General features: G+C 59.3%; 14 protein-coding genes. 3 read left to right on the top strand and 11 right to left on the bottom strand.

Annotated elements, in window-relative coordinates; all coding sequences use genetic code 11:
- Positions 1–88 precede the first annotated feature (88 nt).
- The 3 genes from rpoD to rpsU form a co-directional block, all read right to left on the bottom strand.
- Positions 89–1,936 carry an RNA polymerase sigma factor RpoD gene (gene rpoD / locus NE357_RS26245; protein WP_039768067.1) on the bottom strand — a complete coding sequence of 616 codons (1,848 nt, stop codon included), beginning with the start codon at positions 1,934–1,936 and terminating at the stop codon, positions 89–91.
- Positions 1,937–2,003: 67 nt separating this feature from the next.
- The gene (dnaG, locus tag NE357_RS26240) at positions 2,004–3,971 is read right to left on the bottom strand and encodes a DNA primase (RefSeq protein WP_169432170.1); all 1,968 of its coding nucleotides are present in this window, start codon (positions 3,969–3,971) and stop codon (positions 2,004–2,006) included.
- Between the two features lie 484 nt (positions 3,972–4,455).
- Positions 4,456–4,671: a 30S ribosomal protein S21 gene (rpsU, locus tag NE357_RS26235; protein ID WP_002551877.1), complete on the bottom strand. Its 216-nt coding sequence runs from the start codon at positions 4,669–4,671 to the stop codon at positions 4,456–4,458.
- Between the two features lie 199 nt (positions 4,672–4,870).
- Here rpsU and tsaD point away from each other — a divergent pair, with 199 nt between their 5' ends.
- Positions 4,871–5,899: a tRNA (adenosine(37)-N6)-threonylcarbamoyltransferase complex transferase subunit TsaD gene (tsaD, locus tag NE357_RS26230; protein WP_169432169.1), complete on the top strand. Its 1,029-nt coding sequence runs from the start codon at positions 4,871–4,873 to the stop codon at positions 5,897–5,899.
- A gap of 20 nt (positions 5,900–5,919) precedes the next feature.
- On the opposite strand, the gene plsY is transcribed toward tsaD, so the two are convergent.
- A complete protein-coding gene (gene plsY, locus NE357_RS26225) occupies positions 5,920–6,489 on the bottom strand; it encodes a glycerol-3-phosphate 1-O-acyltransferase PlsY (protein ID WP_169432168.1) in 570 nt (189 codons plus the stop codon).
- A 74-nt stretch (positions 6,490–6,563) separates the two neighbouring features.
- Here plsY and folB point away from each other — a divergent pair, with 74 nt between their 5' ends.
- The gene (folB, locus tag NE357_RS26220) at positions 6,564–6,920 is read left to right on the top strand and encodes a dihydroneopterin aldolase (RefSeq protein ID WP_034155079.1); all 357 of its coding nucleotides are present in this window, start codon (positions 6,564–6,566) and stop codon (positions 6,918–6,920) included.
- The gene (folK, locus tag NE357_RS26215; protein WP_169432167.1) at positions 6,911–7,432 is read left to right on the top strand and encodes a 2-amino-4-hydroxy-6-hydroxymethyldihydropteridine diphosphokinase; all 522 of its coding nucleotides are present in this window, start codon (positions 6,911–6,913) and stop codon (positions 7,430–7,432) included. Before folB ends, folK begins: the two co-directional genes overlap by 10 nt.
- A 41-nt stretch (positions 7,433–7,473) precedes the next feature.
- Here the strand turns inward: folK and NE357_RS26210 are convergent, their stop codons facing one another.
- The 7 genes from NE357_RS26210 to apaG form a co-directional block, all read right to left on the bottom strand.
- Positions 7,474–8,703, bottom strand: coding sequence for a multifunctional CCA addition/repair protein (locus NE357_RS26210; RefSeq protein ID WP_169432166.1), 1,230 nt, complete (start codon positions 8,701–8,703; stop codon positions 7,474–7,476).
- Between the two features lie 63 nt (positions 8,704–8,766).
- Positions 8,767–10,329 (bottom strand): SpoVR family protein, encoded by a 1,563-nt coding sequence (locus NE357_RS26205; protein WP_169432165.1) that lies wholly within the window; start codon positions 10,327–10,329, stop codon positions 8,767–8,769.
- On the bottom strand, positions 10,326–11,597 hold the full coding sequence (locus tag NE357_RS26200; protein WP_169432164.1) for a YeaH/YhbH family protein: 1,272 nt from the start codon (positions 11,595–11,597) through the stop codon (positions 10,326–10,328). Before NE357_RS26200 ends, NE357_RS26205 begins: the two co-directional genes overlap by 4 nt.
- A 203-nt stretch (positions 11,598–11,800) precedes the next feature.
- Positions 11,801–13,723 carry a PrkA family serine protein kinase gene (locus NE357_RS26195; RefSeq protein ID WP_064599839.1) on the bottom strand — a complete coding sequence of 641 codons (1,923 nt, stop codon included), beginning with the start codon at positions 13,721–13,723 and terminating at the stop codon, positions 11,801–11,803.
- Between the two features lie 298 nt (positions 13,724–14,021).
- On the bottom strand, positions 14,022–14,351 hold the full coding sequence (glpE, locus tag NE357_RS26190; protein ID WP_007959911.1) for a thiosulfate sulfurtransferase GlpE: 330 nt from the start codon (positions 14,349–14,351) through the stop codon (positions 14,022–14,024).
- 33 nt (positions 14,352–14,384) lie between these two features.
- Positions 14,385–15,266, bottom strand: a complete 882-nt coding sequence (locus NE357_RS26185; RefSeq protein ID WP_169432163.1) for a symmetrical bis(5'-nucleosyl)-tetraphosphatase — start codon at positions 15,264–15,266, stop codon at positions 14,385–14,387.
- Positions 15,266–15,646, bottom strand: a complete 381-nt coding sequence (gene apaG / locus NE357_RS26180) for a Co2+/Mg2+ efflux protein ApaG (protein ID WP_169432162.1) — start codon at positions 15,644–15,646, stop codon at positions 15,266–15,268. The genes NE357_RS26185 and apaG overlap by 1 nt, the downstream gene beginning before the upstream one ends.
- Between the last annotated feature and the right edge of the window lie 72 nt (positions 15,647–15,718).

Raw genomic sequence — 15,718 nt, 5'->3', positions numbered from 1 at the left:
TAGACGGGCTGTGCGCGAGGGGGGGAGTGCGAGGTATTTAATATGCCCTGAAAAACAAAACCCCCGGCCTGGGCCGGGGGTTCTGGTATCACTCGTCGAGGAACGAACGCAGGTGTTCGCTTCGCGTCGGGTGGCGCAGCTTGCGCAGCGCCTTGGCTTCGATCTGACGGATCCGTTCACGGGTCACGTCAAACTGTTTGCCGACTTCTTCGAGCGTATGGTCGGTGTTCATGTCGATACCGAAACGCATGCGCAGTACCTTGGCTTCACGGGCAGTCAGGCCGGACAGTACTTCGCGAGTCGCTTCTTTCAGGCTCTCGACAGTGGCGACATCGATTGGCGACTGCATGGTCGAGTCTTCGATGAAGTCACCCAGATGAGAGTCTTCGTCATCACCGATCGGGGTTTCCATGGAGATCGGTTCCTTGGCGATCTTCAATACCTTGCGGATCTTGTCCTCAGGCATCTCCATGCGCTCGCCCAGCTCTTCCGGGGTCGGCTCGCGACCCATTTCCTGCAGCATCTGGCGGGAAATACGGTTGAGCTTGTTGATCGTCTCGATCATGTGCACCGGAATACGAATGGTGCGGGCCTGGTCGGCGATCGAGCGAGTGATCGCCTGACGGATCCACCAGGTGGCATAAGTCGAGAACTTGTAACCACGACGGTATTCGAACTTGTCCACCGCTTTCATCAGGCCGATGTTGCCTTCCTGGATCAGATCGAGGAATTGCAGGCCACGGTTGGTGTACTTCTTGGCGATGGAAATCACCAGACGCAAGTTCGCTTCAACCATCTCTTTCTTCGCACGGCGGGCTTTCGCCTCACCGATCGACATGCGACGGTTGATGTCCTTGATCTCGGCGATGGTCAGGCCGGTCTCGGTTTCCAGCGCGGTCAGCTTCTGCTGGCAACGGATGATGTCCGGTTGCACACGGGCGATGGCTTCGGCGTACTTGCTCTTGCCTTTGGCCAAGGCGTCGGACCAGCTTTCGTCGACTTCGTTGCCCGGGAACTGACGCAGGAAGTCTGCGCGCGGCATACGTGCATCACGTACGCACAGTTGCATGATCGCACGCTCTTGCTGACGCAGACGATCCAGGGCGCTGCGAACACGCTCGACCAGGGCTTCGAATTGCTTCGGCACCAGTTTGATCGGCATGAACAGCTCGGCCAGCGCCAACAGTTCGGCAATCGCCGCCTTGTTGTGACGACCGTGCTTTTTCAGGGCCTTGCGGGTGATTTCCATCTGATCGGCGACAGCACCGAAGCGCTGTGCGGCAATGACCGGATCCGGACCGCTTTCGGCTTCTTCTTCGTCATCGGAAGCTTCGGCATCGTCATCGTCGTCGGATTCTTCGGCTTTCGCCGCTTTCGCGTCGATCGGCGGCGGCACTTCGGCGGCAGGCGGCGCAATGCCGTCGTCCGGGTCGATGTAACCGCTCAGAACGTCGGACAGGCGACCACCTTCGGTGGTGACCCGAGTGTACTCGGAGAGAATGTGGTCAACCGTGCCGGGGAAGTGCGCGATTGCGCTCATCACCTCACGGATGCCCTCTTCGATACGTTTGGCGATTTCGATTTCGCCTTCACGAGTCAGAAGCTCGACCGTACCCATTTCACGCATGTACATGCGCACTGGGTCAGTGGTGCGACCGATATCGGTCTCCACCGCCGCCAACGCAGCGGCTGCTTCTTCCGCAGCGGCCTCGTCGGTATCGGCGTCGGCCAACATAAGGGCGTCCGCATCCGGAGCACTCTCGTGTACGGGGATCCCCATGTCGTTAATCATGCGGATGATGTCTTCCACCTGCTCCGGATCTGAAATATCCTCGGGCAGGTGGTCGTTGACCTCGGCGTAAGTCAGATACTTCTGCTCACGACCCAGTTTGATCAACTCAATAATACGAGACTGCTGTTGCGCTTTTCCGGACATAACACCCTATCCACTGAAGGTCTTGGCGGGCAAAAAACAAGCCGAGGATTATACCTGAGCTATGACCTCACGCGCCAGTTGAGGTCGGGTTTGATGCAGGAACATCCCGTTTGAGCAATTCGAGCAGCAAAGATTTTTCTTCGGTGCTCAGATCGCTTTGACGTGATTTCCTGAGAAGTTGTTCCAGCTTTCGCTCGCGCTGGCGGGCTGACAAGCTAGTTATGGTGTCGAAAAACTGTTGTTCAAGGTTTTCTCCGTTGATCAACCACTCCTTTTCTGCCAGGCGGGTCAGCAATCGACCTTGTTCGGTGCCATGCCATCGCGAGATCAACTGAAAAGAGTTTAGCTGAGGATTCTTTTGCACGGCTTCCAGTGAGGCCACCAGCAGTTGGGTATTGGTATTGTCTTCATCCGCGAAATGGCTGGCCGTCTCGACCTTCAGCGCCAGTTGCGGGTGATGGATCACCGTTCGCAGGGCGGCCATGATCGGTGGCTCGACCGGGGCCGGTACTCTTGGTGCGCGCGGTTGATCGCGATCACCGCCACGCTTGCCATTCTTGTCCCAGGTTTTTTTGTCCCATTTCTTGCCGCCGGCGCCGGGTTTTTTCGGGGTCCATTCCTGCTGCGGCACATACATGTCCTGTGCCTGCGGCTGATGGTAGTCGCTGAAGTCCGGCATCGCGTCATAATCGATGCCCGGATCGTAGGCGGGCGGCGCTTCCTGCGGCGCGCTCTGAGCAAGCTGGCTGACGGTCTCGCTGCTCAGGCCGGTGATTTCGGTCAGGCGCTGGCGCATCAGGATCCGCAGATTGGCCCCCGGCACTTTATCGATCAGCGGTGCGGCAAGCGTTGCCATATGCGCCTTGCCTTCGAGCGAACGTGGGTCGGCCTCTTCGGTCAGTTGCTGGAAGAAGTAGTCTGCCAGGGGCTGCGCGTGCTGATTGATCCGCGCACGGAAGGCGTCTGTGCCTTCGGCGCGGATCAGGGTGTCCGGGTCCTCGCCTTCGGGCAGGAACAGGAACCGTGCGCGGCGACCGTCCTGCAGGCTGCTCAGTGTCGCTTCCAGTGCGCGCCATGCGGCGTTGCGGCCGGCCTGGTCGCCGTCGAAGCAGAACAAGACGTTCGGCACTACGCGAAAAAGACGCTTCAGGTGCTCTTCGCTGGTGGCTGTACCCAGCGTCGCGACGGCATTGCGCAGGCCTTGCTGGGCCAGAGCGATGACGTCCATGTAGCCCTCGACGACGATGATTTCGTCGAGGTTGCGGTTGTTCTTGCGGGCTTCATACAGGCCGTAGAGTTCCTGGCCTTTATGGAATACCGGGGTTTCCGGCGAGTTCAGGTATTTCGGCTTGTCGTCGCCGAGGACTCGGCCGCCAAAGGCGATGATGCGCCCGCGAGTGTCGCGGATCGGGAACATCACGCGATCACGGAAGCGGTCATAGCGCTTGCCTGTTTCGGCGTTCTCGATCAGCAGGCCGGCATCGATCATGGCTTTCTGCTGCAGGGTGTCGCTGCTCAGGTGCTTGTACAGATTGTCCCAGCCCGGGGGAGCGAAGCCGAGGCCGAAGTCCCGGGCGATCTCGCCAGTCAGGCCACGACCCTTGAGGTAATCCACTGCCGCCTTGCGTGCCGGATGGCTCTTGAGCGCCTGCCGATAAAAGTCGGCGGCGGCGCTGAGTAGCGGGTACAGCGGTGAGTCGGTCGGCTGGCGCGGTTTGTGCGAGCGGCCGCCTTCTTCGCGCGGCACTTCCATGCCGGCGGCTTTGGCCAGATCCTCGACGGCCTGGGGGAAGTCCAGGTTGTCGTGATCCATGAGAAAACCGAGAGCGTTGCCACCTGCGCCGCAGCCGAAGCAGTAATAGAACTGCTTGTCGGGGCTCACGCTGAACGACGGGGTTTTCTCTTTGTGGAACGGGCAGCAGGCGGTGTAGTTCTTGCCGGCCTTCTTCAATTGCACGCGCGAGCTGACCACGTCGACGATGTCGGTGCGGTTCAGCAGGTCGTCAATGAAGCTCTGGGGAATCAGCCCGGCCATGGCGTTCTCGTCGTCTGCGCTGTAATGAGTCCGATGCGAAGGGCGGCCGGACGCGGGTCATGCTTGAAAGCGCACGAAGAGTGCGGCTCGACCGGTGTCGTCTGCGTAATCGCTGTCGGGAAGTGTATCTGCCGAAAATCCACTGACGTTAGTACCTATCAGTCTTCGACTATTTGAAAGTGTTGCGCTGAATCCGCTGACGGCCGGTTGATGGCCTCGGATAGCTCAATAAAGCGGGCACGCAAGCAGGTGCCTTGGGCTGATCGTCGTAAGAGGAATCAGTGGGTGTGCTCGTCAGTAGCCTTGAAAGGCTCGTCAGAAAAGACGTGCACCGCTGGCAAAAGAGCCAGGCCTGACGCGGTGAAGCGGATTTGTCTCGGTCGCGTGTGCGGCTTCGACGGTGAAGCATCAAGCGTTTTACGCAAATGCCATTAGCCCGGCTGAGGGCCGGGCTTGGCAGAAGCTTGCTACGATCGTCTGTGTATTAGTACAGACGAACGGCGCGGCGCTGTTCGCGCTGAACTTTCTTGGCGTGACGCTTGACAGCGGCTGCTGCCTTGCGCTTACGCTCGGAAGTTGGCTTCTCGTAAAATTCGCGGCTACGAACTTCAGCCAGTACACCGGCTTTTTCGCAGGAGCGCTTGAAACGACGCAGAGCTACGTCGAAGGGTTCGTTCTCTTTAACTTTGACGGCTGGCATCCAGAGCTACCTTCATTCATTACCGGGGTCAACATCCTCGCGGCAAAAGAGCACTTGAAGACGTCGGTTTTTAAGGGTTGCGGATGTTAACCCCTCAACGCTCGGAATGCAAAGCCTCTGATCGAAAACCGCTGGTCGGGGCATCCAGTGGCGACTATTATGCGCGCCTTCGAATTCAGCCTAAACAAGGCGCAAACCCATGCTAGTACTGGGATTAGAAACTTCCTGCGACGAAACCGGCGTCGCTTTATACGACAGTGAGCGCGGCCTGCTGGCCGACGCACTGTTCAGCCAGATCGACCTGCACCGCGTCTACGGCGGCGTCGTGCCGGAGCTGGCATCGCGCGATCACGTCAAGCGCATGCTGCCCTTGATCCGTCAGGTGTTGGCAGAGGCTGACTGCGTGCCGACCGAGATCGACGCCATCGCCTATACCGCGGGTCCCGGCCTGGTCGGGGCTTTGTTGGTCGGGGCTTCCTGCGCCCAAGCGCTGGCATTTGCCTGGGGTATTCCGGCACTCGGCGTGCACCACATGGAAGGCCACTTGCTGGCACCGATGCTGGAGCCAAAACCGCCGGAGTTTCCGTTCGTCGCTTTATTGGTGTCCGGTGGTCATACGCAGTTGGTTCAGGTCGATGGTATCGGCCAGTACAGCCTGCTTGGCGAGACTCTCGATGATGCTGCAGGCGAAGCCTTCGACAAGACTGCGAAGATGATGGGCCTCAATTATCCGGGCGGGCCGGAAATCGCCAAGCTGGCGGAGAAGGGCGTCGCAGGACGTTTCACTTTCCCGCGTCCGATGTGTGATCGCCCGGGCCTGGATTTCAGCTTCAGCGGTCTGAAGACCTTCGCCCTCAACACCTGGCAGCAATGCGTCAGCGCCGGGGACGACAGCGAGCAAGCCCGTTGCGACATCGCGCTGGCGTTCCAGCAGGCCGTGGTGGAGACTTTGACCATCAAGTGCAAGCGTGCGCTGAAACAGGCCGGCATGAAGCGTCTGGTGATCGCCGGTGGCGTGAGTGCCAACAAGGCGTTGCGGGCTTCGCTCGAGAAAATGCTCGGCGACATGAAGGGCGATGTGTTCTACGCCCGCCCCGAATTCTGTACCGATAACGGCGCGATGATTGCGTTCGCCGGTTGCCAGCGTTTGCAGGCCGGCCAGCAGGAAAGCCTGGCGATCAGCGTGCAGGCGCGCTGGCCGATGGAGCAATTGTCGGCGCTGGGATGAGCGACGCTCACGTGTGCTATTTAAAAATGCCGTTCGCGCCCGGCAAACAGGTCGCGTAGATTGCCCCGGTGACGCCAGACGATCAGCAGCGTGAGCGTGCTCATCGGCAACAGCGCCGCCGGTTCCTGCCAGGCCAGCAATGGCAGGGTCAGGGGCGTGGCGATCAGGGCCGCCAGTGAGCTGGTGCGGGTCAGGTAGAACGTCAGCAGCCAGGCACACACGGCCAGCAGTGCGGCAGGCGGATACAGGCCCAGCAGCATGCCGGCGGCCGTGGCGACGCCCTTGCCACCGCGAAAGCGGAAGTACAGCGGGAACAGGTGACCGATCACGGCACAGACGCCGATCCACGCCTGATCCTGCAGCGAGAGGCCCGATGCCGAAGCGATCAGCACCGGCAGCAGGCCTTTGCACAGATCGCCCAGCAGGGTCAGGATCGCGAGTTTGCGGCCGGCCAGGCGCAGCATGTTGGTGGCACCGGCATTACCCGAGCCACTCATTCGCGGGTCCGGATTTCCGGTCAGGCGGCTGAGCAAAATGGCGAAGGACAGAGAGCCGAGCAGGTAGGCGAGGATCGCCAGTAACCAAAACATGCTAACTATTCCGGGCGAGGACGCCCTGATTCTAACGGCGCATTGCGCCCTTGTCGTGCAGTGGAGAGAAGTGCTTGGACAGAGTGTTTATCGAGGGCCTGGAAGTCGACACCGTGATCGGTGCCTACGACTGGGAGCGCGGCATCCGACAGTGCCTGCGTCTTGATCTGAGCTTCGCCTGGGACAACCGTCCGGCCGCAGCCGGTGACGACCTGACCCTGGCGCTCGATTACGCCAGTGTTTCCACGCGGATCCAGGCTTTTGCCGAGCAGGCTCAGTTCCAGTTGGTCGAAACCTTCGCCGAGCGCCTGGTCGAAGTGCTGATGAACGAATTCAAGATCACCTGGGTGCGCCTGAAGCTGACCAAGCCTGGCGCGGTTCCGGCCGCCAAGGGTGGTGTCGGTGTGGAGATCGAGCGCGGATGTCGCTGACTCAGGTCTATCTCGGGCTCGGTAGCAATATCGAGCGCGAAACCCATCTGCGCGCAGGTCTGGATGCTCTGGACGGTTTTCTGGTGGATATCCGCTGTTCGGCGGTGTTCGAAAGCCAGCCGGTGGGGATCAAGAGTGGGCCGTTCTTCAACTTTGTGGTCTCGGCCTACACCGATCTGCCCCTGATGGAACTGGATCGCCGGCTGAAATTCATCGAGGCGGATAACGGTCGCTACGCCCCGGACCGCAAGGGATTGCCGCTGGACATCGATGTCCTGCTGTACGGCGAGCTGACCGGCAATTTCGACGGGCTGATCCTGCCTCGGGCCGAGATTCTGAAAAATGCTTTTGTGTTGTGGCCGCTGTCGCTGATTGCGCCGGATCGGGTACATCCTGGGGTGGGAAAAAGCTTTGCCACCTTGTGGTCCGAGGCGCAGATCGATCAGGTACTGGCACCGGTCGGATTTGAATGGCGCGGTATTCAACTCACCTCTTCGGATTTATTGAACTGACTGACGCCATCGCGACCGGTGCGCGATGGCATCAGATGTTCTCAAGAAGACGCTGACTCCTTGTAAGCCTTCAACGCCTTGAGCCTTTCACGCTTGAGTGCTTCGCCCAGCTCCGGGCCTTTGAAACCCTTTTCCAGCAACGGTTGAACCGCAACGGCCCGGGCAGCGCTGGCGGCGCCGCGCAGGTAATCCGCCTGTGGGTAACTTCGCTGTTCAAGTCCTTTGCGTCCCCGGGCGTCCATCTCGCACGCCACGATGAATGCTTCGAAGCGCTGCGGTCGACGATAAACATCAAAACTTTGCAGCAACTCCAGCAAGGTCGAAGCCTTCAGTTCCAGCGCGCGATGGCCGTGGGTGTGGTACTGACCGACCAGAAGAGCCAGTTCCTGGCAGTCCTTCGGCGCCTTGAAGCGTTCATTCACGGCCGTGATCAGCTTCAAGCCCTTGTGTTCGTGGGCGATGTGCCGCGGCCATTGCTCTTCCGGGGTCAGGCCCTTGCCGAGATCATGCAGCAGGCAGGCCCAGCGTACCGTCAGTGGTTGTTTGTGCAGGGCGGCTTGCTCAAGCACGCTCAGTGTGTGAATACCGCTGTCGATTTCCGGGTGATGAACTTCCGGTTGCGGGATCCCGAATAATGCATCGACCTCTGGCATCAGCACCTTCAGGGCGCCGCAATCACGCAATACCTGAATGAAAATCTGAGGCTGGTCTTCCATCAAGGCACGGGAAATCTCTTTCCAGCTACGCTCGGCAGTCAACGCTTCGAGTTCGCCGGATTCACTGAGCTGGCGCATCAGGTCCATCGTTTCGGGGGCCACCGTAAAACCCATTCCCGCATAACGGGCGGCAAAGCGCGCAACACGCAGGACTCGCAGCGGATCTTCGGCGAAAGCGGGGGAAACATGACGCAGAACCCGGTCTGCGAGATCGCGCTGGCCGTGGTAGGGATCGGTCAGGTTCTGCTGATCGTCTTCGGCCATGGCATTGATCGTAAGGTCGCGGCGGATCAGGTCTTCTTCAAGCGTGACCTCGGGGCTGGCGTGAAAGGTGAAGCCGCCATAACCGCGACCGCTTTTGCGCTCGGTGCGGGCCAGGGCGTACTCCTCACCGCTTTTCGGGTGAAGAAAGACGGGGAAATCCGCACCTACCGGGCGAAAGCCCTTGGCGAGCATTTCTTCGGTGGTGGCACCGACCACCACCCAATCGATATCGGTGACCGGTTTGCCCAGCAGGCGATCACGTACTGCGCCGCCGACCTTGTAAATCTGCATAAAAAACCTCCGTTGGCCCGACAGGATAACCCTTGCGCCGGACTTTCGGAGGCCAGAACGGGATCAAAGATGAATGACAGCCAGATCGAGCCGACCGTAATCCCCTTCACCGTGTTCGCTGCGGGGTGGAACGTGGTGGGTTTTCATGATCTGGTCGCCCTGCAGGGTCTCCAGATGAATGTCGAAACCCCATAGCCGATGCAGATGTTTGAGTACCTCTTCGGTGGAATCGCCCAGCGGTTTTCGGTCGTGCTGCTGGTGACGCAGGGTCAGTGAGCGGTCGCCGCGTCGGTCGATACTGTAGATCTGCACGTTCGGCTCGCGGTTGCCCAGGTTGTATTGCGCAGCAAGCGTTTCGCGAATGATCCGGTAACCGCCCTCGTCATGAATGGCGGGTACCAGCAGATCGTCTTTCTGGTCGTCATCGAGGATGCTGAACAGCTTCAGGTCGCGGATCACCTTCGGCGACAGGTACTGCAGGATGAAACTCTCATCCTTGAAGCTGCTCATGGCGAACTTGATGGTCGACAGCCAGTCGCTGCCGGCGATTTCCGGGAACCAGCGGCGGTCTTCCTCCGTAGGCTCTTCGCACATGCGCCGAATGTCGCGGTACATCGCAAAACCCAGGGCATAGGGGTTGATGCCGTTGTAGTAGGGGCTGTCGAATCCCGGCTGGAATACCACGCTGGTGTGGGACGTCAGGAATTCCATCATGAAACCGTCGGTGACCAGCCCTTCGTCGTAAAGGTCGTTCATCAGCGTGTAGTGCCAGAAAGTCGCCCAGCCTTCGTTCATCACCTGGGTCTGGCGCTGTGGATAGAAATATTGGGCGATCTTGCGCACGATCCGCACGATTTCCCGTTGCCACGGCTCCAGCAGCGGCGCGTGTTTCTCGATGAAGTACAGGATGTTTTCCTGCGGCTCGGCCGGGAAGCGTGCGTTGTCCTTGTCGCTGAACTTGTCCGCGCCTTTTGGAATGGTGCGCCACAGGTCGTTGATCTGTTTCTGCAGATGCTCTTCACGGTCCTTCTGCCGACGCCGCTCTTCCTCGGCGGAAATCGGGTATGGGCGTTTGTAGCGGTCGACGCCATAGTTCATCAAGGCATGGCAGGAGTCGAGCAGGTCCTCTACCGCGTCGATGCCGTGGCGCTCTTCGCACTGCATGATGTACTGCTTGGCGAACACCAGATAGTCGATGATCGAACTGGCATCGGTCCAGGTGCGGAACAGGTAATTGCCCTTGAAGAAGCTGTTGTGGCCATAACAGGCGTGGGCCACGACCAGTGCCTGCATGCAGATGGTGTTCTCTTCCATCAGATAAGCGATACACGGGTCCGAGTTGATCACGATCTCGTAGGCGAGTCCCATCTGCCCGCGGCTATAGGATTTCTCGGTACTGAGGAAGTGTTTGCCGTAGGACCAGTGGTGATAGCCCAGCGGCATGCCGACCGAAGCATAGGCGTCCATCATCTGTTCGGCGGTGATCACTTCGATCTGGTTGGGATAGGTGTCCAGGGCGTAGCCGGCCGCGATCCTGGCGATTTCGCGGTCGTAGGCCTGGATCAGCTCGAATGTCCATTCGGAGCCGGTGGATATCGGTTGGCGCTTCTGCTCTTTGGCGGTCATGTCACTAACCTGCGCTGGAAGAGTTCACGGAAGACCGGATAGATATCTCCGGCCGAGACCAGCTGCTGCTGGGCAAAAGTGTCGGAAAAGGCTTCGGCGATGCGTTCGTATTCGTACCACAGGGCCTGATGTTCGCGCGGGGTGATCTCTACGTAAGTGTAGTACTGCACGAACGGCATGATCTGGTTGATCAGGATGTCACGGCAGATCGGCGAATCGTCGTTCCAGTTGTCGCCGTCGGAAGCCTGGGCCGCGTAGATGTTCCATTCGTTGCTCGGGTAGCGCTCGGCCATGATCTCCTGCATCAGTTTCAGGGCGCTGGAGACGATGGTGCCGCCGGTTTCCCGGGAATAGAAAAACTCTTCTTCGTCCACTTCCCTGGCGCTGGTGTGGTGGCGAATGAACACGACGTCGATCTTGTCGTAGTTGCGCTTCAGGAACAGGTACAGCAGGATGAAAAAGCGTTTGGCGATGTCCTTGGTCGCCTGGGTCATGGAGCCGGAAACGTCCATCAGGCAGAACATCACGGCCTTGGAGCTGGGGTTTGGCTGCTTGATCAGCAGGTTGTACTTGAGGTCGAAGGTGTCGAGGAAGGGCACGCGATGAATGCGCGCGCTGAGTTTCTCTATTTCCGCTTCCAGGTCTTGAATGTCGCCGAAATTGTCCGGTTCTTCGCGTTTCAGGCGCGCCAGCTCTTCCTTGGCCTCGCGCAGTTTGGCGCGACTGCTGCCGGACAGCGCGATTCGTCGGGCATGGGCCGAGCGCAGGGTGCGGATGATGTTGATCCGGGACGGATTGCCTTCATTGCTGATCCCGGCACGCACAGTCTTGAAAGTATCGGTACCGGTCAGATTGCGTTTGACCAGGTTCGGCAGTTCAAGGTCTTCGAACATGAACTCGAGGAATTCTTCCTGGGTGATCTGGAAGACGAATTCATCCATGCCTTCCCCGGAGTTGCCGGCCTTGCCCGGTCCGCGGCCTCCGCCACCTCCCGGAGGACGCGCAATGTGTTCGCCTGCGGTGAATTCCTTGTTGCCGGGATGAACCACGGTCTGCTTGCCGCCGCGACCATGGTGAAGCACCGGTTCGTCGATATCGCGACCGGGAATGCTGATCTGCTCGCCGTGCTCCATATCGGTGATGGAACGCCGGCTGACCGCCTCTTCGACAGCCTTCTTGATGTGGTCACGGTAACGCCGCAGGAAGCGCTGACGGTTCACCGTGCTCTTGTTCTTGCCATTGAGACGTCGGTCGATCACATAACTCATGACTGCTCCTTAGAAGCTGTCCTGCAAAGGGCGAGCGGTCATGCAGCATTTAACCGAAGACTGGGGACGCAAACGCTCCCCCAAGCGCTTTGGGTGCTGCCTGAACCTTGCTAACGCCTTTTGAACACCTTCCAGAGGCCTGTGTAGCAGAAAATGCGTGCGCAGGCCTCGGGCTGACGACAACCGGTCTGACCGGCCGCGGTTTACTGTGATTTTCTGACCCGCAGATACCACTCGGAGAGCAGTCGTACCTGTTTGTCGGTGTAGCCGCGCTCGACCATTCGTGTAACGAAGTCGTTGTGTTTCTGTTGATCCTCTTTGCTGGCCTTGGCATTGAAGCTGATGACCGGCAGCAGGTCCTCGGTGTTCGAGAACATTTTCTTCTCGATGACCACCCGCAGTTTTTCGTAGCTGAGCCAGGTCGGGTTCTTGCCGTTGTTGTTGGCCCGTGCGCGCAATACGAAGTTGACGATTTCGTTGCGGAAATCCTTCGGATTGCTGATGCCGGCCGGTTTCTCGATTTTTTCCAGTTCCTCGTTGAGGGCGACGCGGTTGAGGATCTCCCCGGTTTCCGGATCGCGGTATTCCTGATCCTGAATCCAGAAGTCCGCATACAGCACGTAGCGATCGAAGATGTTCTGGCCGTACTCGCTGTAGGACTCGAGGTAGGCGGTCTGGATCTCCTTGCCGATGAACTCGATATAACGCGGTGCCAGGTACTCTTTCAGGTAACGCAGATAGCGTTCGCGGGTCTCGGCCTGGAACTGTTCCTGTTCGATCTGCTGTTCCAGTACATAGAGCAGGTGTACCGGGTTGGCGGCGATTTCATGGGGATCGAAGTTGAAGACCTTGGACAGGATCTTGAACGCGAAGCGGGTCGACAGCCCATTCATGCCTTCGTCGACACCTGCTGCATCGCGGTATTCCTGGATCGACTTGGCCTTCGGATCGGTGTCCTTGAGGTTTTCGCCGTCATACACGCGCATCTTCGAATAGATGTTGGAGTTTTCCGGCTCCTTCAGGCGTGACAGTACGGTGAACTGCGCCAGCATCTTCAGGGTGTCCGGCGCGCAATGGGCCTTGGACAGAGAACTGTTGAACAGCAGCTTGTCGTAGATCTTCACTTCGTCGCTGACCCGCAGGCAGTACGGCACCTTGACGATGTAGATCCGGTCGATGAAGGCTTCGTTGTTCTTGTTGTTGCGGAAGGTGTGCCACTCCGATTCGTTGGAGTGGGCCAGCAGGATCCCGGTGAACGGAATCGCGCCGAGGCCTTCGGTACTGTTGTAGTTGCCTTCCTGAGTGGCGGTCAGCAATGGGTGGAGCACCTTGATCGGTGCCTTGAACATTTCGACGAATTCCATCAGGCCCTGGTTGGCCCGGCACAGCGCACCGGAGTAGCTGTAGGCGTCGGCATCGTTCTGCGGGAATTCTTCAAGTTTGCGGATATCGACCTTGCCCACCAGCGCGGAGATGTCCTGGTTGTTCTCGTCGCCCGGTTCGGTCTTGGCCACGGCGATCTGGTTGAGGATCGACGGGTACAGCTTGACCACGCGGAACTGGCTGATGTCGCCACCGAATTCGGCCAGGCGCTTGGTGGCCCATGGCGACATGATGGTGTTCAGGTAGCGCCGGGGAATGCCGAAGTCCTCTTCGAGGATCGCGCCATCTTCGGTGGCGTTGAACAGACCCAGCGGGGACTCGAATACCGGTGAGCCCTTGATGGCGTAGAAGGGCACTTTTTCCATGAGCTGCTTCAGCTTCTCGGCCAGGGACGATTTACCGCCACCGACAGGGCCGAGCAGGTAGAGGATCTGTTTCTTCTCCTCGAGTCCCTGGGCGGCATGGCGGAAATACGACACGATCTGGTCGATGCATTCTTCCATCCCGTGGAAGTCTTCAAAGGCCGGATAGCGGCGGATCACCTTGTTGGAGAAGATTCGCGACAGCCTCGAGTTGGTCGAGGTGTCGAGCAGCTCCGGTTCGCCGATAGCCATTAACAGACGCTCGGCGGCGGAAACGTAGGCGCTGCGATCCTTTTTGCACAGTTCCAGGTATTCCTGCAGCGAGAATTCTTCCTGGCGTGTGGACTCGAAGCGTTGTTGGAAGTGGCTAAAGATACTCATGACGTCACCTCGCTCGATACGTGGAGCCGACGCCGGATCACTCAGTCGATGCTGGCAAGCAGCCGCGATGGCAGCTGTTGTTTACCCCCCAGAACCCTTTCGCGATCGACAACCGCGAAAGTCACTCCCGATGACCCGTGCGCCGGTGTACCGGCTCTCCCCTGTTTTGGATGGCCTGGGCTTAAGGATAGTTGGGAATTCGGGAGGTAAAGGCGAGATACGTAATAATGTGTGGCAGACCGTTCGTCTGCCACCGCGCGAGCCCACGGAAGCCGGGGCCTCGCACGCTACAAAAAAATTATTCGGAGGTGCCTTGCGCGGTTTCCGAAGGAAAAGTCGTACGCCACAGTTCGAAGCCGCCGTCCATGCTGTAGACGTCGGAGAAGCCCTGACTGACGAGATAAGCCGCGGCGCCCTGGCTCGAGTTGCCGTGGTAGCAGACCACGACGGTCGGTGCGTCGAGGTCGGCCCCCTGGATGAAGGCATGCAGGGAATGATTGTCCAGATGCTTCGAGCCGCTGATGTGCAGCGCAGCAAATGTGGCTGGATCGCGGACGTCGACCACTACGGCACCTTGCTCGCGCAGGGCCTGGGCCTGTTCCGGGGGGATTCGTTTGAATTCGCTCATGGCGGGTTCCTGTGGCACGGCTGAAAGCACAGTCTAACGCGGGGCGCTGACTGGCGAAGTTTCGGTGATCGGTGGTGCGACGGGAGGCAGGGCGCCGCCGTGTTCGTCGCATTTGCACGACAGCCGTTCAAAGCTGTCCACGTTCATCAGGGTCAGGCTGCCGCCCCACACGCAACCGGTGTCGAGGGCTGAAATGCCTGGCTCGTGGACGTCGCCCTCAAGCGCCGCCCAGTGGCCGAAAATGATCCGCAGGCCGCGGGTCTTGCGTTCCTTGTGCTGGAACCACGGCTTGTAGCCCGGTGGCGCGGTCTCCAGACCTTCCTTGCTCTTGAGGTCGAGCTTGCCTTCGGCGGTGCAGAAGCGCATGCGCGTGAAGTAGTTGGTGATGACCCGCAGGCGGGCCACGCCTTTGAGTTCGTTGTCCCACTTCGCCGGTTCGTTGCCGTACATGCCGTCCAGGAAGAGGGGCAGCAGGTTATCGTCACGCAATGCGGTCTCGACTTCTTCAGCGTATTTGAGCGCTTTGCGCAGCGACCATTGTGGTGGGATGCCCGCATGCACCATGGCCACCTCGCGCTGTTCGTCGTAATGCATGAGTTTCTGTTGGCGCAGCCACTCCATCAGATCGGCGCAGTCCGGTGCTTCAAGGATTTCACGCAGCGTGTCGGACTTCTTCATGCGCTCGATGTTCTTCTCCGCTGCCAGCAGGTGCAGGTCGTGGTTGCCGAGCACGCAGACCAGCGAATCGCGCATGCCATACAGAAAGCGCAGGGTTTCCAGCGATTGCGGGCCGCGGTTGACCAGATCGCCCACCAGCCACAGCCGATCCACCGCCGGGTCGAACGCGACCTGCCTGAGCAGGCACTTGAGCGGTTCCAGGCAGCCCTGCAGGTCGCCGACGGCATACGTCGCCATCAGTGCAGGGCTCCGGGCACGGCGAGGCGGAAGGGTTTGATGATCGCATCGAAATGCTTGCCGTCACTGGCGACCATTTCATAGCTGCCCTGCATGGTGCCGACCTTGGTGGTCATGACCGTACCGCTGCTGTAAGTGTGGCTTTTTCCCGCATCGATGAGCGGTTGCTGGCCTACCACACCGGCGCCGCGCACTTCTTCGACATGCCCGTCGCCATCAGTGATTACCCAATGCCGGGACATCAGTCGGGCCGGTTGTTCGCCATTGTTCTGCACGGTGATGGTGTAGGCGAAGGCGAAGCGGTCGTGCTCGGGTTGCGATTGGTCTGCCAGATAGTGAGTAACGACGCTGACATCGACCTGATAACGAGGATCGGACATGCAAGAGGCCTTAAGGACTAAGCGAGACGCGGGGTGTCGCCGGTGGGTTGAGTCTAGGCAAGTATCGGGCAG

The sequence above is a fragment of the Pseudomonas sp. G7(2022) genome (assembly GCF_052660475.1).
The sequence above is the reverse complement of the archived record's forward strand: the minus strand, read 5'-3'. Positions and strand labels throughout refer to the sequence as shown.